We start from the raw sequence: 24121 nt of genomic DNA, 5'->3' as shown, positions 1-24121 counted from the left end.
ATCCTTGTCTTCCGGGAGCCAGCCATGGCCGAGCCGCCGAAATGCGCCGAGATCGAGCATCTGTCCGGCCGCTACACCGTCTGCACCTTCGATCCCGCGACGGATACGATCCGGCTTTTCGGCGCGGCGACGCTGGAGACGGTCGGCGCGACCTATGACCAGCTCAATACGCATCTCCTGCGCAACGGGCAGCATATGAGCTTCGCCATGAACGGCGGCATGTATCATGCGGATTATGGGCCGGTCGGGTTGCTGGTCGAGCATGGCAGGGAGACAGGCGCGCTCAACCGGGGCGACGCGTTCGGCAATTTCTTCATGAAGCCGAACGGCGTGTTCTGGGTTAAGGACGGCAAGGCGGGCGTGATGGAGACGGAAGCCTATGCGAAAGCGGGTCTTTCGCCGCGTGAGGCGACGCAATCGGGGCCGATGCTGGTGATCGATGGAAAGATCCATCCGCGTTTCCTGCCGGACGCCACCAGCCTGCAGATCCGCAACGGCGTCGGCATCCTGCCGGACGGCCGGATCGCCTTCGCCATTTCAAACGTTCCGGTCCGCTTCCATGATTTCGCGACGCTCTTCCGCGACCGGCTGCAATGCGAAAACGCGCTTTTCCTCGATGGCAGCATTTCCAGCCTCTATGCCCCGGAAATCCGGCGGCACGACCGCGATGCCGTCATGGGAACGATCATCGCCGTCGTGAAAAGTCTGCCCTGGTGAGAAAAAATCGCATTTTCCACCCAAGGATTGCCGCCCGACGGACGTCGTAGGGATTAGTGCACGCAATCGGGATGGACCCGTGGAAACAGAACTCGTCGAGAAGGCGGCTTTGGGAGACCGGCAGGCATTCGCCGCGCTGGTCGAAAGCCGCTATGATTTCATCCATGCCGTCGCCTGGCGATGGTGCGGCGACCGGCAGGATGCCGAGGACGTGGCGCAGGAGGTGTGCATACGCCTTGCGAGCGCCATTCGCGGCTTCAAGGGGGCGAGCCGCTTCGGCACCTGGCTCTATACCGTGACGCTGAACGCCGCCCGCGACCAGATGCGCAAGCGCCGGCGGGCCGAATGGCGCGATGCGGCCTTTCTGCGCGAGCAGGCGGTGCTGGAGGGTGGCGGCGCTGAGGATGACAATGAGGAACTGTGGCAGGCCGTTCGCCAGTTGCCCGACAAGCAGCGCGATGCCGTGCTGCTCATCTACGGCGAAGGCCTCAGCCACGCGGCGGCGTCCGAAGTGCTCGGCTGCGCCGAAACGACGATTTCCTGGCATGTGCACGAGGCCCGCAAGCGCCTGAAGGTGCTGCTGCGCGATGCCGCCGCGTGACGGAAGGATAGACCCATGACCGATCTCGACCTCGAAAAACTAGGCCGCCGCGCACCGCCCGCTGCTGATGCATCCGCGCGGGCGCGGACGCTTGCCGCCGCCATGCAGGCTTTCGACGATGCGGAAAAAAATGCAGGTGCCCCCCAAGGTTCGGCCGATGGCGGGCGTCGAAGCTCCATCTTCAACTGGATATGGAGCCCCATCATGAACCGCAGACTTCTCGCCGGCTCGGCCCTTGCCACGCTGCTCGTCGTGCCCGTTGCCGGCCTCGTCACCTATGAACTGGTGCGCAACGGAACGGTGCCGCTGACGAGCGAAACGGAAATCGCCGAAAAGCCCGTCGGCCAGGATCTTCGCATGCGCAAGCAGGAAGTGAAGAAGAGTGAGCCCTCCGCCGATGAGACCGCCGTTCTGCTGAACAAGGCGGGTCAGGAAGCGGAGGCGCGCCAATCCACGCAAGCAGACGCCAGCGCCAAGGCGAAGGCGGCGGCCGATACCGCGCAGGCAACGAACACGCTGGCGGCAGAGCCGCTTGCCGAAATCCGCGAGGAGGCGGAGGCGCTTGCCGCCGCGCCGGAATCTTTCGCGCTCGGCGGGGCGGCCGCCACGCAGGAACTGAGCCGGACGGCCGTGCAGCCGTCCGTCGCGGTGGACGCCATTGCCATGCCCATACCGGAAGAAGATCGCGAGCGCTTTGCCTCCGCCGACCCGAACCCGGTGAAGAGCGTGGCGACCGACCCGGTCTCGACCTTCTCGGCCGATGTCGACACGGCGTCCTATTCCTATGTGCGCCGCTCGCTGCTCGGCGGCAGCCTGCCGGACGCCGAGGCGGTGCGCGTAGAGGAGCTGGTCAACTACTTCCCCTATGACTGGAAGGGGCCGGAGACGGCGGAGAAACCGTTCAACGCCACCGTCACCGTCATGCCGACGCCGTGGAACAAGGGCACGGAGCTGCTGCATATCGGCATCAAGGGCTTCGATACGGTGCCAACGGAACAGCCCGCCGCCAATCTCGTCTTCCTCATCGACGTTTCCGGCTCGATGGACGAGACGGACAAGCTGCCGCTTCTGAAGAGCGCCTTCCGCCTGCTCGTCGGCAAACTTAAGGATACGGACACGGTCTCGATCGTTACCTATGCCGGCGATGCCGGCGTGGTGCTGGAGCCGACGGCGGCGAAGGAGCGCGAGAAGATCCTCGATGCTATCGACGATCTCCAGCCCGGCGGCTCCACGGCGGGCGCGGAGGGCATCGAGGCGGCCTACAAGCTCGCCCAAAAAGCCTTCAAGAAGGACGGCGTCAACCGCGTCATGCTGGCGACGGACGGCGATTTCAATGTCGGCCCGGCAAGCGATGAGGACCTGAAGCGCATCATCGAGGAGCGCCGCAAGAGCGGCATCTTCCTCTCCGTGCTCGGCTTCGGCCGCGGCAACTACAATGACGGCATGATGCAGACGCTGGCGCAGAACGGCAACGGCACAGCCGCCTATATCGATACGCTCGCCGAGGCGCAGAAGGCGCTTGTCGAGGAGGCGGGCTCCTCGCTCTTCCCGATCGCCAAGGACGTGAAGTTCCAGATCGAGTTCAATCCGGACCGCATCGCCGAATATCGCCTGATCGGCTATGAGACCCGCGTGCTGAACCGCGAGGATTTCAACAACGACAAGGTGGATGCCGGCGACATCGGCTCCGGCCATCGCGTCACCGCGATCTACGAGGTGACGCCGAAGGGCAGCCCCGCCGTGCTGAACGACCCGCTGCGCTACGGCAAGGGCGAGGCATCCGCAACGCCGGCGGCGGGGAGCGGCGAGCTTGCCTTCCTGAAGATGCGCTGGAAGAAGCCGGATGGCGATAAAAGCGAGCTCGTCACCATGCCCGTGACGGATGCCAATGCGGTGACCGATGTGAACGCGGCTTCCGCCGACATCCGCTTCTCGGTGGCCGTGGCCGCCTTCGGGCAGAAGCTGAAGGGCGTGTCGGCGCTGCAGGACTATGCCTACGGCTCGATCCTCGGCCTTGCCGAAGCCGCAAGGGGCAACGACCCGTTCGGCTATCGGGCCGAATTCCTGAAACTCGTTCAGCTTGCCGGCGGGCTGTCGGGCGAGAAGGCCGAGTAGGGCAGGTTGCCCCTCATCCGGCCTGCCGGCCGCCTTCTCCCCGCAGGCGGGGAGAAGGAAACAAGCCGAGGGCTTTTTCATTCCCGTTCGGTCTTGTGCTTGAGGAAAGCGGTGCCGCATCCCCTTCGCCCCGCTTGCGGGGAGAAGGTGGCGACAGCCGGATGAGGGGCGCCGTCCAGCGCCTCTCCTTCGTTTGGGGCAGGGGTTCGCAGCGCAGGGTCTCGTTCTCCATCTCGACCAGTCTCAGCCCGACATCGCGCAACAGGCGCTCGTCGCCCCGCGCGATAAGCAGCCGCAAGGCTTCCCGTTCCGCCCGTGACTGACAATAGCGCTTCACAAACTCCAGCACTTTTCCGAAAATACCCATGGCCATTGCCTTTCATTCCTCGGCAAGAGCCAAGCAAACCGGTAGACATTTCACAAACGAATAGCGATGATGGCAGGCATCAGGAAAAGCGATGGCGCCATGTATCCTCCTCTCGAAAGCGATCTGCTCAGAATCTTCGTGGCCGTTGCCCAGGCCGGCAATGTCACGCATGCCGGCGAAAAGCTCGGTCGCACGCAGTCGGCCGTCAGCATGCAGGTGCGCAAGCTGGAAGATGCAGTCGGTCTTGCGCTTTTCGAGCGCGGCCCGCGCGGCGTTGCGCTCACGTTGGAGGGCAGGCGGCTTCTGCCTTACGCCCAGCGCATCGTCGGGCTCGTCGATGAAACGACGGCGGCGATGCGCACCATGCCGCTGGACGGACCGGTGCGGGTCGGCATTCCCGAGGAATACAACCAGACGGTCCTGCCCGGCGCGCTCGCCGCTTTTGCCGAGACCAATCCCGGGACGGAGGTGACGGTCTTCTGCGGCTACACGGTGCAGCAGATGGAGGCGCTGGAGGCGGACAAGCTCGACCTTGCCGTCATCTTCGAATGGGATGGAGATATCTCGGGCGAGCTTCTGGCTATCGACCCGACCGTCTGGGCCGCCTCGCTCGCGCACAATCTGCATCTGGAGCGGCCGGTGCCCGTCGCGTTCTATCGGCGGTCGGTCTGGTGCCGGGAGTTTGCCCAGCGCTCGCTGGAGCGTCATTCCATCCCATATCGCGTCGCCTATACCAGCGACACCAGCGGTGGCTTGCGCTCGGCGGTCGCGAGCGGGCTTGCCATCGCCCCGCTCGCGCGCAGCAATATTCCGCACGGTGCGCGGGAACTGACCGCCGCGGACGGCTTTGCGCTCATCGATTCGTCCCGCGTCGTGCTGAAGCGCAACCCGCGGCGCGGCGGACCGGCGATCGATGGCATGGCGGACATGATCCGCAAATCCTTCGGGCCGCTGGCGGTCCCCGCCGATCAGGCCTTCGGATAGGCGCGTTCGAGGCCGCCGGAGCGCGCGAGGCCGGTGCGGAAGGCGGCATGGGCGGCGTGCTGGCTGGAGCGGGCGATTTCCGTCAAGCGTATCTGCAGGCGTGCGGGCGCGGCTTCGCCCAGCCATTCGCCGAGCCTTTCCAGCTTCAGCGAATTGAGGAAGCGCGCGCTCGCGGCGCGGTCGAGATGAACCGTAAGACCTTCCAGCAGGTTCTCGTCCTGAAGCGGATTTTCCATGAGAAGGCGCAGATAGGCCTCATCGCCCTCGCCAAGGGCCGCGAACTTGTCGGCCACGGTTTCCCGATCCGGAAAGGCAGCAAGGTCGGCGCTCATATCATCCCCCTGAGAATCGTGCTGTCCTTGGATAGGACGGCGAAAAGAGAGCTGCAAGCCTGCGAAAGGGTGTTGGACTAAAAATCTAATATTGACAAAAATTCCAGTTTTGGATTGTTTGTCGCCATGTTCGATTCATCAAACGCCGACCTGCTGCTCCGCCAGCACGCCACGACGGCCGCCGCCGTCTCCACTCTGTTCTATCCCCATGCCGAAGTCGTGCTGCACGATCTCGAGACAGGGCTGATCGCCGGCATTTGGAATGCCTTTTCCGGCCGCAAGGCGGGCACGGAATCGCTCGTCGAAAACGAGCTGGAAGAGGCGGGGGAGGCCGGCGTCTACGGTCCCTATGAGAAGACGGGGGAGGATGGGCGGCGGCTCAAATCGGTGACGGCCGTGCTGAAGGACGAGTTCGGCCAGGCAATCGGCCTCTTCTGCATCAACATGGACGTCTCGCATTTCGACGCGGCGGCGAAGCTGCTTGCCGCCTTCGCCGGCGCACCGGCCTTGCGGCCGCCCTCGCTCTTCGCCGGCGACTGGCGGGAGGCGATCAACACGGCCCTGCACGACTGGCTGCGTGGCCGCGGGCTGGCGCTGACGGCGCTCAGGAAGGCCGACCGGGTGGCGCTTGTCGGCGCGCTCGACGAGCGCGGCCTGTTCCAGACCCGCAATGCGGTCGATCATCTCGCCGGCCTTATCGGTGCCTCGCGCGCCTCGATTTACAACTACCTCGCCGATGCCCGGCGCCAGAGCCAGAAGGACAGGACCCCGTGACCACATTGCCGGATTTCCGCCTCGAAACCCATTTCTCGCGCTGGGAGTTCGAAGCGCGCCACCACATGACAGCCAGCGACGCCCAGACGATGACCATGTCGGATCTGCTGGCGCTTGCCGGCCCCGAGGATCGCGAGGCGTGGGAGCGCGTCGCGTTCGGCTATACCGAGACCTGGGGCGCGCCGGCGCTGCGCGAGACCATCGCCTCGACCTACGACACGCTATCGGGTGCCGACATCCTCACCTTCGCCGGGGCGGAGGAGGGGCTTTATTGCGCCATGCTCGCCCTGCTCGGGCCGGGCGACCATGCCATCGTCACCGTGCCGAACTACCAGTCGATGGAGACCATGCCGGTCACCATCACCGGGAATGTCACCGGCGTCGCGCTGCGGGCGGAAAACCGCTGGCAGCTCGACCTCGACGCGGTGCGCGCCGCCATTCGCCCGGAGACGAAGCTCATCGCCGTCAATTTCCCGAACAACCCGACCGGCGCCATCGCCGACCAGGATATCTTCCGCGGCCTCGTGGCGCTCTGCGTCGAGCGCGGCATTCATCTCTTCTCCGACGAAGTCTATCGCGGACTGGAAATCGACGCGGCAAAGCGCCTGCCGCAGGCGGCCGACCTGTTCGACAAGGGCATCTCGCTCAATGTCATGTCCAAGGCCTATGGCTTGCCGGGCCTGCGCATCGGCTGGATCGCCAGCCGCGACCACGCGCTCCTGTCGCGCATGGAGAAGATGAAGCACTATCTCTCCATCTGCAACGCGCGGCCTTCCGAAGTGCTGGCCGGCATCGCGATCAAGGCGCGCGCGACGATCTTTGCCCGCAACCGCGCGCTCTGCGCGGAAAACATGGCAAAGCTCGGCGCCTTCTTCGCCGACTATCCGCATCTCTACGAATGGACCGAGCCGGACGGCGGCTGCGTCGCCTTCACGTGCTATCTCGGCAGCGACGGCGTGGAAGCGCACTGCCACCGGCTTGTGGAGGAGAAGGGCGTGCTGCTGCTGCCCTCGAGCCTCTTCGTCTCGGATCTCCTGCCGGTCCCGGTGGATCGTTTCCGCGTCGGCGTCGGACGGCGCAACATCGATGCGGGACTGGCGGCGTGGCGCGAATTCCTGGACGAGACCGGAGCGTAGCGCCTTACGGCCAGAGATGGGCGAGGCGTGGATGGCGGCGGATGTCGTCTGCCGATGAAAAGGCGACGCCCTCCCAGCCGGCGGTTTGCGCGAGGGAGGCGATTTCCGGCTGGTCATCGAAAAACAGCGGCTGCACGCTCGCGTCGATCGCGAGCGTGCGGTTGATCGCCTCGAAAAACCGCACGTCCTTCTTGGGATGGCCGATCGCCGCGCTGTAGAAGATGCCGTCGAAATGGCGTGAGAAGCCCAGCGTGTTCCAGAGATAGCCGGCGCGATGGTGCTCCTGGCCGGTCGCGACGTAGATCTTCGCCGCGGTGTTCTGCCTTATATCCGCCACCAGCCTGAACACCTCGGCATTCCGGTTGGAGTCCTTCTCGAACCAGTAGCGCACGAAACGATCGACATCGCCGGCGTAGCCGACCTGCGGCAGCACCTCGGCCAGCGCCTCCTTGAGGTCCCGGCGGCCGGTGACGCAGGCGAACATGGGCGATGCGTTCCGGGCGCCCAGCGCGCCGAAGAACAGGTCGCGGAAGCGCTCCCTGTCCACGCCGAGATCGGTCTCGATGTCGATGTCCCAGGGCTTGCGCAGGGCGGGATTGGCATGCCACCCGTCGATCAGGACGCCGTCGACGTCGAAGAAGATCTTCATGAAGTCACCCGCAGGCCCGAATGGCTACCGCCTTATCCCCGGCGACGGCCGCTGCGTTCGCGTGCCGGTGCGGCGGCGCTTTCGTCGGCGGTCTTGTTGCGCAGCGGGCCGATCCTTTCGATGATCGTCGCAAGTGCCGGGCGCTCGCGCGGTTCGTGCGCGTCGAGCGCCACGCGCATGGCGGCGAGGTGCTCGCAGGACGTGCCGCAGCAGCCGCCGATAATGCGCGCGCCGGCATCGCGGGCAAGGCGCGCATATTCGGCCATCAGCGGCGGCGTGCCGGAATAGTAGATTTCCGCGCCGCGATATTCCGGGATGCCGCAATTGCCCTTGACGACGACGGTAGCCGACGGGTCTGCGCCGGTCATGTCGAGCAGCGAGGAGAGGATGTCGGACGCCCCGACGCCGCAATTGGCGCCGACCGCGAGCGGACCGGCACCGATATCGCCGGCAACGGCATGAATGTCCCGCGGGTGCAGGCCCATCATGGTCTTGCCGGCCGTATCGAACGAGCCGGTATAGACGAAGGGCATGCCGACCCTGGTGGCGGCTTCCGCGGCCGCGCGGATTTCTTCCGGCGATGACATGGTCTCGATCCAGGCAACATCCGCGCCGCCGGCCTTCAGGCCCTCGATCTGTTCGGCGAAGGCGGCGACCGCGTCGTCATAGGTGAGGGCGCCGAGCGGAATGAGCAGTTCGCCGGTCGGGCCGACGGAGCCGGCGACGATGACCTTGCGCTGCGCCTTGTCGGCAACGGCGCGGGCGATCTCGGCCGCTCTCTTGTTGAGGTCGAAGACGCGGTCCTGCGCATGGTGCAGCTTCAGGCGATGGCGCGTGCCGCCGAAGGTATTTGTAAGGATGATGTCTGCGCCGGCATCGACGAAATCCTGGTGGAGTTTCGTGATGTTTTCCGGCTTCGCCTCGTTCCACAGTTCCGGCGCTTCGCCTGCCTCGAGACCCATGGCGAAGAGCGAGGTGCCGGTCGCGCCGTCGGCGAGCAGGAAGGGCTTTTCGGCAAGAAGCTGGGCAAGCGGGTTCGTCGCGGTCATCGGAGCATCCTTCTGTTTGTCGCATCATATAAAGATTTCCTTATGTGATTGCAACGATGGATTGGCGGCTCGTTTGAGGATGGTCGCAAACCTCTCCACCGTCATGGTCGGGCTTGACCCGGCCATCCACAGCCCCGGGTGCCGCGTGGACCCTCGGGTCAAGCCCGAGGGTGACGAAGGAGAGGGAGGAATGCGAGGAGAGGAAAGAGGGTGAGAAGAGGGAGCAGGTCCATTCCCAAACGAGGAGAGGGCGCCCGGGGCACCCTCTTGGATTGCTTGCCGGGCTGTTTCAGGCCGCCTTCACCTCGTGGCTCGTCGGCGTCACCATGCTGGCGATGATCGCGCTGAGGCTGACCGCGCCGATCGGCCGGCCCGCCTCGTCGACCACATGGGCGAGCGTCTGGTTGGCGCCGGTCATGGCGCGCGCGGCCATTTCGAGCACGGTGCCCTTGACGATCGGCATGCCCTCGGGATTGCCGGATAGCGGCGCCATGATCGTCTCGACATTGACGACGCGGCCGCGGTTCACTTCCTTGACGAAGGCGGTGATGTACTCATCCGCAGGGTTGAGCACGATTTCCTGGCCGGTGCCCTGCTGCACGACCATGCCGTCGCGCAGGATCGCGATCTTGTCGCCGAGGCGCAGCGCCTCGTCGAGATCGTGCGTGATGAAGACCACGGTCTTCTTGAGCTCCTTCTGGAGATCGAGGAGCACGGTCTGCATGTCGACGCGGATCAGCGGGTCGAGCGCCGAATAGGCTTCGTCCATCAGCAGGATGTCGGCATCGTTGGTCAGCGCCCGGGCTAGGCCGACGCGCTGCTGCATGCCACCCGAAAGCTGGTTCGGATAGTGGTTCTCGAAGCCTTCGAGGCCGACGCGGGCGATCCACTGCTTTGCGCGCTTTTCGCGCTCGGCGGCGGGGACGCCCTGGATTTCGAGGCCGTAGACGGTGTTTTCCAGAACCGTGCGGTGCGGCAGGAGCGCGAACTTCTGGAACACCATCGCCGTCTTGTGGCGGCGGAATTCGCGAAGGTCGTTCTCATTCATGCGACACACGTCGACGCCGTCGTAGAGCACCTCGCCGGCGGTCGGGTCGATCAGCCGGTTGATGTGGCGGATCAGCGTCGACTTGCCGGAGCCGGAAAGACCCATCACCACCATGATGCCGCCGGCGGGCATGGCGATGTTGATGTCGCGCAGGCCGAGCACATGGCCGTATTTCTGGTTTAGCTCGGCCTTGCCCATGCCGTTCTTGACGGCATCGACATGGTCGCCGCCGCGGGGCCCGAAGATCTTGTAGAGGTTGCGGACCTCGATTGCATGACTAACCATGAATTACCTCCGAATGCTTCTGCAGCCGCCTGCCATATGCCTGGCTCGTGCGGTCGAAAATGATGGCGATGGCCACGAGCGCGAACCCGTTGAGGAACCCGACCGTGAAGAACTGGTTGTTGATGGCCTGGAGCACGTTCTTGCCGAGCCCGCCGACGCCGACCATGGAGGCGACGACGACCATGGCGAGCGACATCATGATGGTCTGGTTGATGCCGGCCATGATTGTGGGCAGCGCCAGCGGCATCTGCACGTTCTTCAGCTTTTGCCAGCCGGAGGAGCCGAAGGCGTCGGCCGCTTCCAGAACCTCCTTGTCGACGAGCCGGATGCCGAGATTGGTCAGGCGGATCATCGGCGGCACGGCATAGATGACGACCGCGATGAGGCCGGGCACCTTGCCGATGCCGAAGATCATGACGACGGGGATGAGGTAGACGAAGCTCGGCATCGTCTGCATCACGTCGAGGATCGGATTGATGAAGCCCTGAACCCGGTCGGAACGCGCCATGGCGATGCCGATCGGAATGCCGACGATGATGGCGATCAGCGTACAGACCGTCACCATGGCGAGCGTGACCATCGTATCGTTCCACAGGCCCATCAGGCCGATGGCGAACATGGAAATGGCGGTGCCGATGGTTATCTTGATGTTGCGGCTGCCGAAATAGACGATCGCAAGCATGATGAGCAGGATGATCGGCCAGGGTGACGTGACGAACAGCCGCTCGAGATAGTTCAAGAACCACTGCAACGGCTGGACCATTGCATCGATGGCATTCACATAACTTCTGACGAGGCCCTTGAACCCGTCGTCGATGGTCTTTCGCGCCGCGCGGACGCTGGCGTCGCTGAAGGCCGGAAACTTACAAAGAAAGCCGGGCAACAATTCGCATATGCCTGCCATCCTTTTCCCCTCTTATCTACCGGAAGTTATTGCTTCGCGTCGCAACGAAACGGCGTTGCATTGCGGGCGAAGCGGCGCGCACAGGGATATTCTTGTTTTGGTTCCCGGCTTGCAGTTCGTCATTGCACGAACCGCTGCCCGATACTGTGCTGTTTGCGACCTCTGCAGTTTCCTGGACGGGCGGCGGGCGGAAAGCCTTGAGCCCGGATTCAGGTCGCGGGACAGGCCGGCGGCCGGGGAAGGCTGCCGGCGCAAGGCGTGTCAGAGCGCGGCCTTGACCTTCTCCGCGACATCGGGCGCGACCCATTTGGTCCACATGTCGGGGTAGGTTTCGAGGAAGTGCTTCGCCGCATCCTCGTTCGTGCCCTGGTTCTCACCCATCCAGGCGAGGACCTTGCCGACCGTGCCGTTGTCCCACTGGCGCGTCTTCATATAATCCATGGCGACGCCGGCCTTTTCGGAGAAGGACTTGGTCACGACGGTGAAGACGTCGGAGGTCGGATAGGAGTTGACCTTGGGGGTGGGGCAGTCCGGCACGGCCGTGCAGGCATCCCAGTCGGCCTTGTCGTGCTCGACGCCGAAGGACAGCTTCGTCATCTCGTACTTGCCGAGGATGGCGGTCGGCGCCCAGTAGTAGCCGAGCCAGCCGGTCTTCTTCTCGAAGGCGTTGGCGATCGAGCCGTCGAGGCCGGCCGCCGAGCCCGTGTCGACCAGCGTGAAGCCGTCCTTGTCCGCATCGAGCGCGCGGTAGAGGTTGTCGGTCGAGACCTGGCAGTTCCAGCCCGACGGGCAGTTGTGCACCGCGCCCTTGGACGGGTCTTCCGGCGCCGGGAAGAGTTCGGGATGCTTCAGCGCGTCCTGAACGGTCTTGATGTCGGGATGCGCGTCGGACAGGAATTTCGGGATCCACCAGCCTTCGACGCCGCCTTCCAAGAGGAGGGGAGCGAGCTGGATGAGGCGGCCTTCGGCAATGGCCGCGTCGAGCGGCGTGCGCACGGCGTTCACCCACATTTCGGGCGCCACGTCCGGCTCGCCCTTCTCGTTCATGGAGGTGAAGGTCGGCATGGTGTCGCCGGTCACCAGCGTGACGGTGCAGCCATAGCCGTTTTCGAGGATGAGCTTGTCGACATGTGCAGCGACGCCCGCCGAGGCCCAGTTCATTTCGGCGATCGAGACCTCGCCGCAGTCTGCCGCCTGGGCAGAACCGGCAAAGCCATAGAGGCCGGCGGCGAGGACGGTGGAAGCAAGGAGCTTCTTCATAAGGTTAAGACCTCCCAGTCTTGAGATGCAGCGTTCAACCCGGAAGGCAGCGCAGGTTACTGCGTTATCCCGACTGCCCGAAAGTTTTACGACAGCCACGGAGGTTCGATGCCAGGTGAGGCGAGCCAATCCCCCTGCTGCAACGGACGCCGAGCTTTTTATCGTTCGCCGGCGGAACCCTGTCACCGGCGACGTATCTTCGTGCGTCACATATGCAAGCCTACGGGTTCCTATAGAGAAATCAACCTCCTGCATGGCCTGGGCGCGTCCGCGCGCCTTCGTCCGGCGGGTGAAATGCCGGATTTTCAGCAACCATGCGGTGGAAATTTTGGGCGTTTGCTCGCATCAGGGCAAATGTCCGCCGCCCGGTTTGCCGGGGATCGAACGATGGTCGCCGATGGTGGACATATCCTGTTCCGAATGCGCCGATTTGGGCCTTCAAAAAATAATTCGGAAATTTTCAAAAAAAGTCGCGATTCATCTTTGCTTAAGGTCCCGATAACGGTCCGGTAAGGATGTGTCGCTATTGGTTTTGTCACGGCGGGGGACACCGCCGCCCGCTCCGGAAAAGGTATTGCGTACCGGGGTGCCTGGGCTTCGATGCGTTTTTGTCGATGCCGCCATGCGTATTTTGGCAAGCCGTGCATCTCCGAAAGGGATGCACGGCTTTCGCCGTTCAGGGCCCTCGAAAAACGGCAATAAAAAACGTCGCCTCCCGGAGAGAGGCGACGCTGCATGCGAGCGGGACCTGACGTCGCGCTCGAAGGATCAGCCGACGTTGCGCGTGCGGATGAAGCCGAGCGGGCCGAGCGGCGCGTCCATGACGACGTTGCGCACGCGGGACTGGCTCTTGGGGGCTTCGCCGTTCCAGGCGATCTGAACGAAATTCGGCTTGCTGAAGATGAACAGCATTGTCTTTGTCCTTGAAACCCGAAGCCACATGCCTCGGCTGTGTGATGGGATGGATATAGGCGTGCCGCTGCGAAAAATCATGGTCGTTCACGGCGCGAAATGTCGCAAAAGAGACAGCAAGGCAGCCATGCCCGCAATGCATGCCGACCTGTTGCGGAAATGCATCTTCCTGCGCTGCGAAATTGCGGCAAGATTGCGGTAAATAAGGACTTTTCGGCGGCCGGTGAGGATGTTACGAGAACCCATGTCAAGAACGATCATGCTCCAGGGCACCGGCTCGGATGTCGGAAAAACGGTACTGGTGGCGGGCCTCTGCCGCATCGCCGCCAATCGCGGGCTGAAGGTGCGCCCCTTCAAGCCGCAGAACATGTCGAACAACGCCGCCGTTTCCGCCGATGGCGGCGAGATCGGCCGGGCCCAGTGGCTGCAATCGCTCGCCGCCCGCGTGCCGTCCTCCGTGCACATGAACCCGGTGCTGCTCAAGCCGCAATCGGATGTGGGCAGCCAGATCATCGTGCAGGGCAGGGTATTCGGGCAGGCCAAAGGGCGTGACTACCAGGCGCTCAAGCCGAAGCTGATGGGCGCGGTCATGGAGAGCTTCGCGGCGATCTCCGAGGGCGCCGATCTCGTCGTGGTCGAGGGCGCGGGCTCGCCGGCCGAAATCAACCTGCGCTCAGGCGACATCGCCAATATGGGCTTTGCGACGCGCGCCGGCGTACCGGTCGTGCTCGTCGGCGATATCGACCGCGGCGGCGTCATCGCCTCGCTGGTCGGCACCCATGCCATCCTGCCGGAGGAGGACCGGCGCATGGTCACCGGCTATCTCATCAACAAGTTCCGCGGCGACGTCACGCTGTTCGACAGCGGGATCGCCGAGATCGGCCGCTTTACCGGATGGCCCTGTTTCGGCGTCGTGCCGTGGCTGAGGGATGCCGCACGGCTGCCGGCGGAGGATTCCGTCGTGCTGGAGCGGCTCGCGAAGGGCGGCGAGGGGGCATTGAAGGTCGCCGTGCCGGTATTGCCGCGCATCGCCAATTTCGACGATCTCGACCCCCTGAAGGCCGAGCCGCAGGTGGACCTCGTCTTCGTGCGGCCGGGCGAGCGCCTTCCTGCCGATGCCGGCCTCGTCGTGCTTCCCGGCTCGAAATCCACCATTGCGGACCTTCGCGATTTTCGCGCCGCCGGCTGGGACAGGGATCTTTCCATGCACATGCGCCGCGGCGGCCGTGTCATCGGCATCTGCGGCGGCTACCAGATGCTCGGGTCGCGCGTCACCGATCCGCTCGGCATCGAGGGCAGCGAGCGGGAGGTCGAAGGTCTCGGCCTGCTCGCAGTAGAGACCGAAATGGCGCCGGAAAAGACCGTGCGCAACAGCCGGGCCCGCTCCCTGCAATACGATGTGCCGCTGGAGGGATATGAAATTCATCTCGGTCGCACCTCCGGCCCGGATGCCGGGCGCCCCGCCGTCAGCATCGACGGCCGGCCGGACGGTGCCGTCTCGCCCGATGGCCGCGTGATGGGCACCTATCTGCACGGCCTGCTCTCGAGCGATGCCTACCGGGCGAGGCTGCTGGCGGATTTCGGCATCGAGGGCGGCGGGTTCGATTATCGCGCCAGCGTCGATGCCGCGCTTGATGGTGTCGCGGCGGAACTGGAGGCGGTTCTCGACCGCCGCTGGCTCGATGGCCTTTTAGGTTCCGCTGATTAAACCGGCCTCCTGAAACGTAGAGCCTTCGGGTTCCTCCGCTGCCGGCCTGCCGCACCAAAGTTGCGCCAGAATTCGGTGCAAGGAGTGACGAAAATGCGCCCGGTCATCGGGCGCCGACGCCGCGCGCGATCAAAAGGGTGAAATATATGGGTTCTGGTCCTCTCGCACGTTTCGTTCTGGCAAGCCTCGTCGGGCTGTCGCTCGTCGCCGGCCTTCCGGCCGCGGCCTTCGCCCAGACGGCCAAGGAAGCCACCAGTGCCGGAAAACGCTGGGAAGAGGAGTTCGCACTCTGGCAGAAGGTCTCCTCGGGCAGCGACCTTGCGCAATATGAAGGCTACCTGAAGGCCTATCCGAACGGCACCTTCGCCTCCATGGCGCGCCTGCGCATCGCCGAACTCCAGGCCGCGGCGAAGACCAGGCCAGCCTCCACCGACGACACGGCCGCCAAGGCCGAGGCGGCGGCCGCCGCCGAAAAGGCCAAGGCCAAGGCCGAGGAGGAGGCGAGGAAGGCGGAAGACGCAAGGAAGGCTGCCGAGGCGGAAAAAACCAGGAGCGAGGAAGCGGCCCGCAAGGCCGCGGAAGCCCGGAAGGCGGAAGAGGCACAGAAGGCTGCCGAAGCAGAGAAGGCGAAGGCCGAGGCGGAAGCGGCGCGCGTGAAGGCGGAAGCGGAGGCAAAGAAGGCGGAGGAAGCCGCTGCCGCCCGCAAGCTCGCCGAGGAAAAGGCGGCTGCCCAAGAAAAGGCGAAGGCCGAGGCCGCAGCAGCGGAAAAGGCGCGTGCCGAAGAGGCCGCCCGGCTCAAGGCCGAAACGGAGAAGAAAGAGGCTGAGGCCCGCAAGCTTGCCGAGGAGCAGGCCTCCGAGGCCGAGCGCCTGAAGGCCGAAGCCCAGGCGGCTGCCGACAAGGCGAAGACGGAAGAGGCCGCGCGCCTGAAAGCCGAGGCGGACCGCAAGAAGGCGGAAGAAGCCGCCGCCGCTGAAAAGGCCCGCGCCGAGCAGGAAGCCACCGCGCGCCGCGAAGCCGAGGCCAAGCGCGCAGAAACGGAAAAGGCGGCCGCTGCCGAAAAGGCGCGGATCGAACAGGAGGCCGCCGCCGCGCGCAAGCTTGCCGAGGAGAAGGCGGCCGAAGTGGAGCGGCTGAAGGCCGAAGCGGCGAAGGCCGCCGCGGATGCCGAGGCCAAGGCCGCGGAAGCCGCCCGCCTTGCCAAGGAAGCGGAAAAGCGCGCGGCAGAAGCCGCGGCGGCGAAGAAGGCGGCCGAAGGCGGGCAGGCTGCGACCCGCGAGGCCGAGAAGGACGAGAGCGGCCTTGCCGCCGGGAAGGCGGATGCGGCCAAGCGCGAGGAAGAGGCCTTCCAGAAGGCCGTGCTCGAAGGGTCGGAAAAGGCTTTCCGCGCCTATATCTTCGAATATCCTGACGGCCGCTTCGTTGCGGATGCCCGCGAACGTCTTGCCGCATTGGCGAACACCGCCCGCCAGGAGGTCCAGCCGAAGCAGGAGACCGTGGAGACCGAGCGCAATGTCGTCGAAGAGCCCGTCGTCGATCCGCGCGAAGCCTATCTGGGCCGTTCGACCCGCGCCCAGGCACAGCGCTGGCTGAGCGTGCTCGGCTACAACACCTACGGCGCCGACGGCGTCTTCGGCCCGCGCACCCGCGCGGCGATTTCTGCCTGGCAGGGGGCTTCCGGCTACCGCGCCGACGGCTACCTGTCGCGCCAGCAGTTCCGCTCGCTGCGGCAGGCCGCGCGATATGCCGAAGCCCGGCAACCGCGCCAGCGCCGCTACCAGCAGCGGGACTACGACGTGCTGGAGGGGCCGGTCGACGGTTATTACGACGAGCCGTATTACGGCGACGACGGCTATTACAACGACCGCGGCGGCGTGGTGATCATTCCCGGCTATTGAAATTGCGACGGCCGGACGGCGGTTTCAGCACAGGTGATGCCGCTGCCGGTCAATTGACTTGTCAGGGCCGGAAGCATAATCATCGGGATATTGGATGGTTCCCGGATCCGGAAACGGATCGGGGAGTAAATGGGAATGTGACGCGGCGGACCCAACCAGGGCGCTGCAATCACGGCCGACCCCGCGACTGTAGAGTGGCGAGGGACGCCTATCCGGCGGAAGGACATGCGTGCAAGCGAGGCAATGGTGCCCGCGACCGCGCCTCGAAGACCGGCCGGAAAAGCCACTGGGTGGCATCGCGATAAGCCAAGGCTGGACGCCTCTTTTTCTACGAATCGTCCGTCTTTCGCGATGCTAGGGCCCGGGAAGGCGAGGGTGACCCGCAGGCGTTGAACAACGCCGGACGCCGCGAGCCAGGAGACCTGCCAGACAATGAGGGCATATCGCCCGACCTGGGGAGGGGCTTCCCCAACGCCTGCACGGAGGTTGTCATGGCTGTTTCTACCACGTCTTCTGTTACCCTTTCCGCAAACGACCGCCTCGTTGCCGGCGTTTTCGCGCTGCTGCTCGGCGCCTTCCTCGTGTTCGGCGCCGGCCTTGCGAATTCGGCCGTGCTGCACGATACGGCGCACGATACCCGTCACTCCTACGGCTTTCCCTGCCACTAAGGAGCTTTGACATGATCGTTCGTTATCTCCTGGCCGCCCTGGTGGCCGGGCTGTTCTCCGGCGTCCTCATGACGGCCGCCCAGGAGGCGCGAGTCGTGCCGCTCATCCTGCACGCCGAAGAGTTCGAGGGCGAGGAAGCCGCGCCGGCCGCCGACGGCACCACGCCGACGACCGAGGGCGCCGCCCAGACACAGGAGCATTCCTCGCTCGGCGCGGCCATTCTCGATGTCGCCTCCTACCTGTCGCCCGTTTCCGTCGCCTATGCCCATGAGGGCGAGGAGCACGAGGAGGGCGGCATCATGTTCGGCATGAGCCGGTTCTCCGGCACGCTGCTGGCAAACCTCGTGACGGGTACCGGCTTTGCGCTGCTGCTCGCAGGCTTCAGCCTCGTCTCCGGCCATCCGATCACGGTCGCGAACGGTGCGCTCTGGGGCGCTGCCGGCTGGCTTGCCGTGCACATGCTGCCGGCCATCGGCCTGCCGCCGGAACTTCCGGGTTTCCCGGCAGCCGATCTCGGCGACCGCCAGGTCTGGTGGATCGCGACCGTCATTCTCTCGGCGGCGGGTCTCTACCTGCTGTTCCTCAAGCAGAACATCGTCGCCAAGATCGCCGGCCTCGTGCTGATTGCGGCGCCGCAGGTCTACGGCGCGCCGCAGCCGGGCGACATTTCCAGCAACGTTCCGGCCGTTCTCGGTGCGGAATTCGCCGTCGCCGCGCTAGCAACGACGCTGTTCTTCTGGATCGTGCTCGGCCTTTCGCTGGGTTTTGCCAACGAGAAGATCGCCAAGGCGGCCTGATATGACAGTGACATCGCCCGGAGCCGTCCTGGTTCTGGGCGGTGCGCGTTCCGGAAAATCCGCTTTTGCCGAGAGGCTGGTCGCCGAGACCGGCCTCTCGCGTCATTATATCGCCACCGGCCGCGCGTGGGATGACGAGATGCGCGCGCGCATCGCAAAGCATCGGGAAGACCGCGGAAAAGGCTGGGAAACGCACGAGGAGCCGCTTGCGCTCGCCGCGCGCATTGCCGATGTGACGCGCAAGGACCGTGCGGTCCTCATCGATTGCCTGACGCTCTGGCTCACCAACCTGATGCTGGAGGAGCGGGACATCGCTGCCGAATTCGCCGGTCTCCTCGAGGCCATAAGAACCGCGCCCGGCCGGCTGGTCTTCGTGTCGAACGAGGTCGGCCTCGGCATCGTGCCGGAAAACCGCATGGCACGCGAATTCCGCGACCATGCCGGGCGGCTCCACCAGCAGGTGGCCGCCCTCGTGCCAGAAGTCTATTTCGTCGCGGCCGGACTGCCGCTGAAAATGAAGGGTTGAGCCAATGCTGCAACAGAAGATCCCCGCCACCGTCATCACCGGCTTCCTCGGCGCGGGCAAGACGACGATGATCCGCAACCTCCTGCAGAATGCCGGTGGAAAGCGCATCGCGCTCATCATCAACGAGTTCGGCGATCTCGGCGTCGACGGCGACGTGCTGAAGGGCTGCGGCGCGGAAGCCTGCACTGAGGACGATATCATCGAGCTCACCAACGGCTGCATCTGCTGCACCGTCGCCGACGACTTCATCCCGACCATGGCGAAGCTGCTGGAACGCGAGAACCGTCCGGACCATATCGTCATCGAGACCTCCGGCCTTGCCCTGCCGCAGCCGCTCGTCGCCGCCTTCAACTGGCCGGAGATCAAGACCCAGGTGACGGTCGACGGTGTCATCACTGTGGTCGACAGTGCCGCCGTCGCCGCCGGCCGCTTTGCCGACGACCACGACAAGGTCGATGCGCTGCGCGTCGAAGACGAGAACCTCGATCACGAAAGCCCGCTGGAAGAGCTTTTCGAGGACCAGCTCACCGCCGCCGACCTCATCGTGCTCAACAAGACGGATCTCATCGACGCGGCCGGCCTTCAGGCCGTGCGTGCCGAAGTCGCCTCCCGCACCGCCCGCAAGCCGTCGATGATCGAGGCGCGGAACGGTGAAGTCGCCGCCGCCGTTCTGCTCGGTCTTGGCGTCGGCTCGGAAGACGATATCGCCAACCGCAAGTCGCACCACGAACTGGAGCACGAGAACGGCGAGGAACACGACCACGACGAATTCGACAGCTTCGTCGTCGAGCTCGGCGCCATCGCCGATCCGGCCGCCTTCATCGAGCGACTCAAGGGCGTGATCGCCGAGCATGACGTGCTGCGCCTCAAGGGCTTTGCCGACGTGCCCGGCAAGCCGCTGCGCCTGCTCATCCAGGCCGTCGGCAGCCGCATCGACAACTATTTCGAGCGCGCCTGGGCGCCGGGCGAAGCGCGCGGCACCCGCCTCGTCGTCATCGGCCTGCACGACATGGACGAAGCCGCCGTCCGCGCCGCCATCGCCGCGGCGGTGTGATTTCGGCATGAATGTATCGTGGCACCCCCCTCTGGCCTGCCGGCCATCTCCCCCTCAAGGGGGGAGATCGGCAAGAGGCAAAAGCTTCATTCAAAAGGTAGCGTCAAGGCGGGGCGAAACGATGCTCCATCCAATCTCCCCCCTTGAGGGGGAGATGGCCGGCAGGCCAGAGGGGGGTATGCCGGCCTTGCCGAGCATCACGATGGCGTGTTGTCGCCCGCAGTGGGGAGGCGCCCCATGCACCTCCTGCTAGCCCAGAAAGGTACGATCGCCGACGGCAAGGAGGCGATCGATCTCGGCCAGACGCCGGGTGACATCCTCTTCCTGTCCGCTGCCGACACGGAGCTTGCCGCCATCGCCGCCGCCCATCGCGCGCGCGGCGGAGGGACGCGCCTGCGCCTCGCCAGCCTCGCGACGCTGTCTCATCCGATGTCGGTCGATACCTATATCGAGCGCACGGCCCGTCACGCCAAACTCATCGTCATCCGCGCCCTCGGCGGCGCCAGCTATTTCCGCTACGTGCTGGAGGCGCTGCTGGCGACGGCCGTCGCCCACGGCATCAAGCTCGTCGCGCTGCCCGGCGATGACCGGCCGGACGAGGGACTGATCCCCTTCAACCGCATCGGCGACGAGGATCGCCAGCGCCTCTGGGCCTATCTGAACGAGGGCGGGGCGGACAATGCGGACCGCTTCCTCGCCTATGTGGATGCCGTGGTCTTCGCGAGCGACAAGCCGGAGCCCGCGACGCCGCTCGACAAGGCCGGCATCTGGTGGCCGGGGCACGGTGTCGTGGACGCCGGCGAATGGAAGAGGCTGGCGCGTGCCGGGACACCCTCCTCTGTCCTGCCGGACATCTCCCCCTCAGGGGGGGAGATTGGCAAGTCTCCATCGTCTTCCAGCTTCGAACCGTCTGTATTCGCCGAAGATGGGAAGGAAACCATATCCTCAGCGATCTCCCCCCTTGAGGGGGAGATGCCCGGCAGGGCAGAGGGGGGTATCCCCACGGCCGCCATCTGCTTCTACCGCGCTTATGTCCAGAGCGGCGAAACACGTCCTGTCGAAATGCTGATCGAGGCGCTTGCCGCCGAGGGCATTCGAGCCTTGCCGCTCTTCGTGTCCAGCCTCAAGGATCCCTTTTCCATCGAGACGGTCCGTACCGCCTTCGCGGACATCCGCCCGGAAATCGTGCTGAACGCCACGAGCTTCGCCGTGTCCGCCCCCGGCGCCGGCCGCAAGCCGACGGTGCTCGACGAGACCGGTTCGCCGGTGCTGCAGGTCATCTTCTCCGGCTCGTCGCGTGAGGCCTGGGAGGCGTCCGGACAGGGGTTGACGGCGCGCGACCTAGGCATGAACGTTTCGCTCCCCGAGGTCGATGGCCGCGTGCTCTCCCGCGCCGTCTCCTTCAAGGCCGCCGCGCGCTACGACGAGCGCGTCGAGACCAACATCGTCAGCCTCGATCCGGTCGAGGATCGCATCCGCTTCGTCGCGAAGCTCGCCGCCGGCTGGGCGCGGCTGCGGCGCGCGACACCGCGGGAGCGCCGCATCGCCCTCGTCATGGCCAACTATCCCAACCGCGACGGCCGGCTCGGCAACGGCGTCGGGCTCGATACGCCGGCCGGCACGATGGAAGTGCTGCGCGCCATGGCGGCGGAAGGCTATGCGGTCTCCGACCTGCCGGCGGACGGCGACGAACTGATCGCCCACCTGATGGCCGGGCCGACCAATGCGGCGAGCGACGGACGGGAAATCCGCGAGACGCTTTCGCTGAGCGAATACAAGGCCTTCTTCGCCGCGCTTCCCATGTCGATTCAGGAGGAGATGGTTGCCCGCTGGGGGGCGCCGGAAGACGATCCCTTCGTTGCCGGCGAGGTTTTCGCCCTGCCGCTCGCCCGCTTCGGCGAGACGCTGGTCGGCATCCAGCCGGCGCGCGGCTATAATATCGATCCGAAGGATAGCTATCACTCGCCCGATCTCGTGCCGCCGCACGGCTACCTCGCCTTCTACGCCTTCCTGCGGCAGCGCTACGGCGCGCATGCCATCGTGCACATGGGCAAGCACGGCAATCTCGAATGGCTGCCCGGCAAGGCGCTGGCGCTGTCTGAAGCCTGTTATCCGGAAGCCGTGCTCGGACCGGTGCCACATCTCTACCCGTTCATCGTCAACGATCCGGGCGAGGGCACGCAGGCCAAGCGCCGCTCCGCCGCCGTCATCATCGACCACCTGACGCCGCCGCTGACGCGCGCGGAAACCTACGGGCCGCTGAAGGACCTCGAAGCGCTGGTCGACGAATATTACGAGGCCTCCGGCGGCGACCCGCGCCGGATCAAGCTGCTTTCGAAGCAGATCCTCGACCTCGTGCGCGACATCGGCCTCGACAGCGACGCCGGCATCGCGAAAACCGATGGCGAGGAGGCGGCGCTGCAAAAGCTCGACGCCTATCTCTGCGACCTCAAGGAAATGCAGATTCGCGACGGCCTGCACGTCTTCGGCGTCTCGCCCGAGGGACGGCTGCTCACCGACCTGACCGTCGCGCTCGCCCGCGTGCCGCGCGGCCTTGGCGAGGGCGGCGAAGCGAGCCTGCAGCGGGCGATTGCGGCGGATGCGTTCGCGGCAGCACCCCCCTCTGCCCTGCCGGGCATCTCCCCCTCAGGGGGGGAGATTGGCAAGACGCCGGAGCTTTCCATACCCTCGGAACCTGCGCTTGGGCGGGAAACCGCATCCGCATCGATCTCCCCCCTTGAGGGGGAGATGGCCGGCAGGCCAGAGGGGGGTAACCTCTGGCACGCCTTTGACCCCCTCGACTGCGTCGCCTCCGATCCATGGTCCGGCCCGCGCCCGCACATCCTCGCGAACCAGTCCGATGCCCCCTGGCGCAGCAACGGCGACACGGTGGAGCGCATCGAATTGCTGGCGGCCGGACTGGTGGATGGAACGCTGGCCTGCCCGGACGACTGGCACGCCACCCGCGCCGTGCTCGATACGATCGACACGACGATCCGCCCCGCCATCGCCGCCTGCGGTCCGGCAGAGATCGCCGCGCTGATACGCGGTCTCGACGGGCGCTTCATCGAGCCCGGCCCCTCCGGCGCGCCGACGCGCGGTCGGCCGGACGTGCTGCCGACGGGGCGCAATTTCTACTCCGTCGACAGCCGCGCCGTGCCGACGCCGGCCGCCTGGGAACTCGGGAAAAAATCCGCCGAGCTCATCGTCATGCGCTATGCGCAGGATCACGGCGAATGGCCGACCTCCTTCGGCATCACCGCCTGGGGCACCTCCAACATGCGCACCGGCGGCGACGACATCGCGCAGGCCATGGCGCTGATCGGCGTCAAGCCGACCTGGGACATGGCCTCGCGCCGCGTTACCGGCTTCGAGATCATTCCGCCGGCCGTGCTTCGCCATCCCCGTGTCGATGTGACGCTGCGCATTTCCGGCTTCTTCCGCGATGCCTTCCCGGAGCAGATCGCCCTCTTCGACCGCGCGGTGCGCGCCGTCGGGGCACTGGACGAGGACGATGCCGACAACCCCATCGCCGCGCGCATGCGGGCGGAGGCGGCGGCTCTGGCGGCAAAGGGGGCATCCGATGTGGAGGCGGCGAGGCAGGCGGGCTTCCGCGTCTTCGGTGCGAAAACCGGCGGCTACGGCGCCGGCCTCCAGACCATGATGGACGAGGGCCTGTGGAGCGAGCGCGGCGACCTCGCCGAGGCCTGGCTCGCCTGGGGCGCGCATGCTTATGACGGGACAAGTGACGCCGTGCCGATGCGCGAGCGCCTGGAGGCGCGCATGAGGAGCCTTCAGGCGGTCATCCAGAACCAGGACAGCCGCGAGCACGACCTGCTCGACAGCGACGAATATTACCAGTTCGAGGGCGGCATGGCGGCGGCGGCGGAACACCTTTCCGGCCGGCAGCCCACCGTCTACCACAACGACCTGTCGCGGCCGGAAAAGCCGGTCGTGCGCACGCTGGAGGACGAGATCGGCCGCGTCGTGCGCGCCCGGGTGGTCAATCCGAAATGGATCGACGGCGTCATGCGCCATGGCTACAAGGGCGCCTTCGAGATCGCCGCGACGGTCGATTTCATGTTCGCCTTCGCCGCCACGACCGGCGCGGTGAAGGACCATCATTTCGAAGCCGCCTACCAGGCCTATGTGCTGGACGAGCGCGTGCGCGCCTTCCTCATGGAGAAGAACCCGGCGGCGCTCGCCGAAATGGCGGCGCGCTTCGGCGAGGCGATCGACCGCGGCCTTTGGACGCCCCGCTCCAATTCCGCACGTTTCGAGCTGGACATGCTCGGCAGGCGCAGGGCCTCATGACAGGCAATCAGCATCGAAGGGAA

21 protein-coding genes and 1 riboswitch are annotated in these 24121 nt (G+C 65.5%); of the genes, 13 read left to right on the top strand and 8 right to left on the bottom strand.

All coding sequences use genetic code 11. The features are described from left to right. Nucleotides 1–24: 24 nt before the first annotated feature. The 3 genes from Q9316_RS10840 to Q9316_RS10830 all read left to right on the top strand — a co-directional run bounded on the left by Q9316_RS10840 (nt 25) and on the right by Q9316_RS10830 (nt 3433). Entirely contained in the window at nt 25–717 is a 693-nt protein-coding gene (locus Q9316_RS10840; protein ID WP_306035168.1) for a phosphodiester glycosidase family protein, read from the top strand. A 79-nt stretch (nt 718–796) separates the two neighbouring features. Continuing rightward, nucleotides 797–1318 carry an RNA polymerase sigma factor gene (locus tag Q9316_RS10835; RefSeq protein WP_306035167.1) on the top strand — a complete coding sequence of 174 codons (522 nt, stop codon included), beginning with the start codon at nt 797–799 and terminating at the stop codon, nt 1316–1318. A 15-nt stretch (nt 1319–1333) separates the two neighbouring features. Continuing rightward, nucleotides 1334–3433 carry a vWA domain-containing protein gene (locus tag Q9316_RS10830; protein ID WP_306035166.1) on the top strand — a complete coding sequence of 700 codons (2100 nt, stop codon included), beginning with the start codon at nt 1334–1336 and terminating at the stop codon, nt 3431–3433. 13 nt (nt 3434–3446) lie between these two features. Here Q9316_RS10830 and Q9316_RS10825 read toward each other — a convergent pair whose 3' ends face one another. Next, entirely contained in the window at nt 3447–3806 is a 360-nt protein-coding gene (locus tag Q9316_RS10825; RefSeq protein ID WP_306035165.1) for a hypothetical protein, read from the bottom strand. Between the two features lie 93 nt (nt 3807–3899). Here Q9316_RS10825 and Q9316_RS10820 point away from each other — a divergent pair, with 93 nt between their 5' ends. After that, nucleotides 3900–4784, top strand: a complete 885-nt coding sequence (locus Q9316_RS10820; protein WP_306035164.1) for a LysR family transcriptional regulator — start codon at nt 3900–3902, stop codon at nt 4782–4784. On the opposite strand, the gene Q9316_RS10815 is transcribed toward Q9316_RS10820, so the two are convergent. Next, on the bottom strand, nt 4769–5116 hold the full coding sequence (locus tag Q9316_RS10815) for a hypothetical protein (RefSeq protein ID WP_306035163.1): 348 nt from the start codon (nt 5114–5116) through the stop codon (nt 4769–4771). The two genes, Q9316_RS10820 and Q9316_RS10815, sit on opposite strands and share 16 nt — an antisense overlap. A gap of 126 nt (nt 5117–5242) precedes the next feature. Between Q9316_RS10815 and Q9316_RS10810 the strand changes: the two genes are divergently transcribed. Both Q9316_RS10810 and Q9316_RS10805 read left to right on the top strand, forming a co-directional pair. After that, nucleotides 5243–5890, top strand: coding sequence for a helix-turn-helix transcriptional regulator (locus Q9316_RS10810; RefSeq protein ID WP_306035162.1), 648 nt, complete (start codon nt 5243–5245; stop codon nt 5888–5890). Further along, entirely contained in the window at nt 5887–7026 is a 1140-nt protein-coding gene (locus Q9316_RS10805) for an aminotransferase class I/II-fold pyridoxal phosphate-dependent enzyme (RefSeq protein ID WP_306035161.1), read from the top strand. The genes Q9316_RS10810 and Q9316_RS10805 overlap by 4 nt, the downstream gene beginning before the upstream one ends. 4 nt (nt 7027–7030) lie before the next feature. Here Q9316_RS10805 and Q9316_RS10800 read toward each other — a convergent pair whose 3' ends face one another. The 6 genes from Q9316_RS10800 to Q9316_RS10775 all read right to left on the bottom strand — a co-directional run bounded on the left by Q9316_RS10800 (nt 7031) and on the right by Q9316_RS10775 (nt 13133). Continuing rightward, entirely contained in the window at nt 7031–7675 is a 645-nt protein-coding gene (locus Q9316_RS10800; RefSeq protein ID WP_306035160.1) for an HAD family hydrolase, read from the bottom strand. A 32-nt stretch (nt 7676–7707) separates the two neighbouring features. After that, a complete protein-coding gene (gene bmt, locus Q9316_RS10795; protein ID WP_306035159.1) occupies nt 7708–8724 on the bottom strand; it encodes a betaine--homocysteine S-methyltransferase in 1017 nt (338 codons plus the stop codon). A gap of 289 nt (nt 8725–9013) precedes the next feature. Beyond that, the gene (locus tag Q9316_RS10790; RefSeq protein WP_306035158.1) at nt 9014–10057 is read right to left on the bottom strand and encodes a quaternary amine ABC transporter ATP-binding protein; all 1044 of its coding nucleotides are present in this window, start codon (nt 10055–10057) and stop codon (nt 9014–9016) included. Further along, nucleotides 10050–10961: an ABC transporter permease gene (locus Q9316_RS10785; RefSeq protein WP_306035157.1), complete on the bottom strand. Its 912-nt coding sequence runs from the start codon at nt 10959–10961 to the stop codon at nt 10050–10052. Before Q9316_RS10785 ends, Q9316_RS10790 begins: the two co-directional genes overlap by 8 nt. Before the next feature lie 261 nt (nt 10962–11222). After that, nucleotides 11223–12221, bottom strand: coding sequence for an ABC transporter substrate-binding protein (locus tag Q9316_RS10780; protein ID WP_306035156.1), 999 nt, complete (start codon nt 12219–12221; stop codon nt 11223–11225). A gap of 768 nt (nt 12222–12989) precedes the next feature. Then, nucleotides 12990–13133 carry a hypothetical protein gene (locus tag Q9316_RS10775; protein ID WP_226918706.1) on the bottom strand — a complete coding sequence of 48 codons (144 nt, stop codon included), beginning with the start codon at nt 13131–13133 and terminating at the stop codon, nt 12990–12992. 244 nt (nt 13134–13377) lie between these two features. On the opposite strand from Q9316_RS10775, the gene Q9316_RS10770 reads away from it, so the two are divergent. The 7 genes from Q9316_RS10770 (at nt 13378) to cobN (ending at nt 24098) form a co-directional block, all read left to right on the top strand. Continuing rightward, nucleotides 13378–14841: a cobyric acid synthase gene (locus tag Q9316_RS10770; protein ID WP_306035155.1), complete on the top strand. Its 1464-nt coding sequence runs from the start codon at nt 13378–13380 to the stop codon at nt 14839–14841. A 146-nt stretch (nt 14842–14987) separates the two neighbouring features. Next, complete coding sequence (locus tag Q9316_RS10765; RefSeq protein WP_306035154.1) at nt 14988–16739, top strand: peptidoglycan-binding domain-containing protein; 1752 nt, start codon at nt 14988–14990, stop codon at nt 16737–16739. A 78-nt stretch (nt 16740–16817) separates the two neighbouring features. Continuing rightward, nucleotides 16818–17183: riboswitch (cobalamin riboswitch) on the top strand. Nucleotides 17184–17230: 47 nt separating this feature from the next. Further along, nucleotides 17231–17407 (top strand): CbtB domain-containing protein, encoded by a 177-nt coding sequence (locus Q9316_RS10760; RefSeq protein WP_050743285.1) that lies wholly within the window; start codon nt 17231–17233, stop codon nt 17405–17407. Between the two features lie 11 nt (nt 17408–17418). Beyond that, complete coding sequence (locus Q9316_RS10755) at nt 17419–18204, top strand: CbtA family protein (protein WP_306035153.1); 786 nt, start codon at nt 17419–17421, stop codon at nt 18202–18204. A gap of 1 nt (nt 18205) precedes the next feature. Beyond that, entirely contained in the window at nt 18206–18730 is a 525-nt protein-coding gene (cobU, locus tag Q9316_RS10750) for a bifunctional adenosylcobinamide kinase/adenosylcobinamide-phosphate guanylyltransferase (RefSeq protein ID WP_306035152.1), read from the top strand. 4 nt (nt 18731–18734) lie between these two features. Next, on the top strand, nt 18735–19784 hold the full coding sequence (gene cobW, locus Q9316_RS10745) for a cobalamin biosynthesis protein CobW (protein ID WP_306035151.1): 1050 nt from the start codon (nt 18735–18737) through the stop codon (nt 19782–19784). Between the two features lie 237 nt (nt 19785–20021). After that, complete coding sequence (cobN, locus tag Q9316_RS10740) at nt 20022–24098, top strand: cobaltochelatase subunit CobN (protein WP_306035150.1); 4077 nt, start codon at nt 20022–20024, stop codon at nt 24096–24098. The last annotated feature ends 23 nt before the right edge of the window (nt 24099–24121 follow it).

The sequence above is a fragment of the Shinella zoogloeoides genome (assembly GCF_030733845.1).
Classification (GTDB): domain Bacteria; phylum Pseudomonadota; class Alphaproteobacteria; order Rhizobiales; family Rhizobiaceae; genus Shinella; species Shinella zoogloeoides_C.
The sequence above is the reverse complement of the archived record's forward strand: the minus strand, read 5'-3'. Positions and strand labels throughout refer to the sequence as shown.

Coding starts and splice junctions, on each gene's coding strand:
- Q9316_RS10790 (WP_306035158.1), bottom strand. CDS start 10,057: ATGGTTAGTCATGCAATCGAGGTCCGCAACCTCTACAAGATCTTCGGG.
- Q9316_RS10800 (WP_306035160.1), bottom strand. CDS start 7,675: ATGAAGATCTTCTTCGACGTCGACGGCGTCCTGATCGACGGGTGGCAT.
- Q9316_RS10780 (WP_306035156.1), bottom strand. CDS start 12,221: ATGAAGAAGCTCCTTGCTTCCACCGTCCTCGCCGCCGGCCTCTATGGC.
- Q9316_RS10770 (WP_306035155.1), top strand. CDS start 13,378: ATGTCAAGAACGATCATGCTCCAGGGCACCGGCTCGGATGTCGGAAAA.
- Q9316_RS10840 (WP_306035168.1), top strand. CDS start 25: ATGGCCGAGCCGCCGAAATGCGCCGAGATCGAGCATCTGTCCGGCCGC.
- Q9316_RS10755 (WP_306035153.1), top strand. CDS start 17,419: ATGATCGTTCGTTATCTCCTGGCCGCCCTGGTGGCCGGGCTGTTCTCC.
- cobN (WP_306035150.1), top strand. CDS start 20,022: ATGCACCTCCTGCTAGCCCAGAAAGGTACGATCGCCGACGGCAAGGAG.
- Q9316_RS10765 (WP_306035154.1), top strand. CDS start 14,988: ATGGGTTCTGGTCCTCTCGCACGTTTCGTTCTGGCAAGCCTCGTCGGG.
- cobW (WP_306035151.1), top strand. CDS start 18,735: ATGCTGCAACAGAAGATCCCCGCCACCGTCATCACCGGCTTCCTCGGC.
- Q9316_RS10815 (WP_306035163.1), bottom strand. CDS start 5,116: ATGAGCGCCGACCTTGCTGCCTTTCCGGATCGGGAAACCGTGGCCGAC.
- cobU (WP_306035152.1), top strand. CDS start 18,206: ATGACAGTGACATCGCCCGGAGCCGTCCTGGTTCTGGGCGGTGCGCGT.
- Q9316_RS10810 (WP_306035162.1), top strand. CDS start 5,243: ATGTTCGATTCATCAAACGCCGACCTGCTGCTCCGCCAGCACGCCACG.
- Q9316_RS10760 (WP_050743285.1), top strand. CDS start 17,231: ATGGCTGTTTCTACCACGTCTTCTGTTACCCTTTCCGCAAACGACCGC.
- Q9316_RS10785 (WP_306035157.1), bottom strand. CDS start 10,961: ATGGCAGGCATATGCGAATTGTTGCCCGGCTTTCTTTGTAAGTTTCCG.
- Q9316_RS10825 (WP_306035165.1), bottom strand. CDS start 3,806: ATGGCCATGGGTATTTTCGGAAAAGTGCTGGAGTTTGTGAAGCGCTAT.
- bmt (WP_306035159.1), bottom strand. CDS start 8,724: ATGACCGCGACGAACCCGCTTGCCCAGCTTCTTGCCGAAAAGCCCTTC.
- Q9316_RS10775 (WP_226918706.1), bottom strand. CDS start 13,133: ATGCTGTTCATCTTCAGCAAGCCGAATTTCGTTCAGATCGCCTGGAAC.
- Q9316_RS10830 (WP_306035166.1), top strand. CDS start 1,334: ATGACCGATCTCGACCTCGAAAAACTAGGCCGCCGCGCACCGCCCGCT.
- Q9316_RS10820 (WP_306035164.1), top strand. CDS start 3,900: ATGTATCCTCCTCTCGAAAGCGATCTGCTCAGAATCTTCGTGGCCGTT.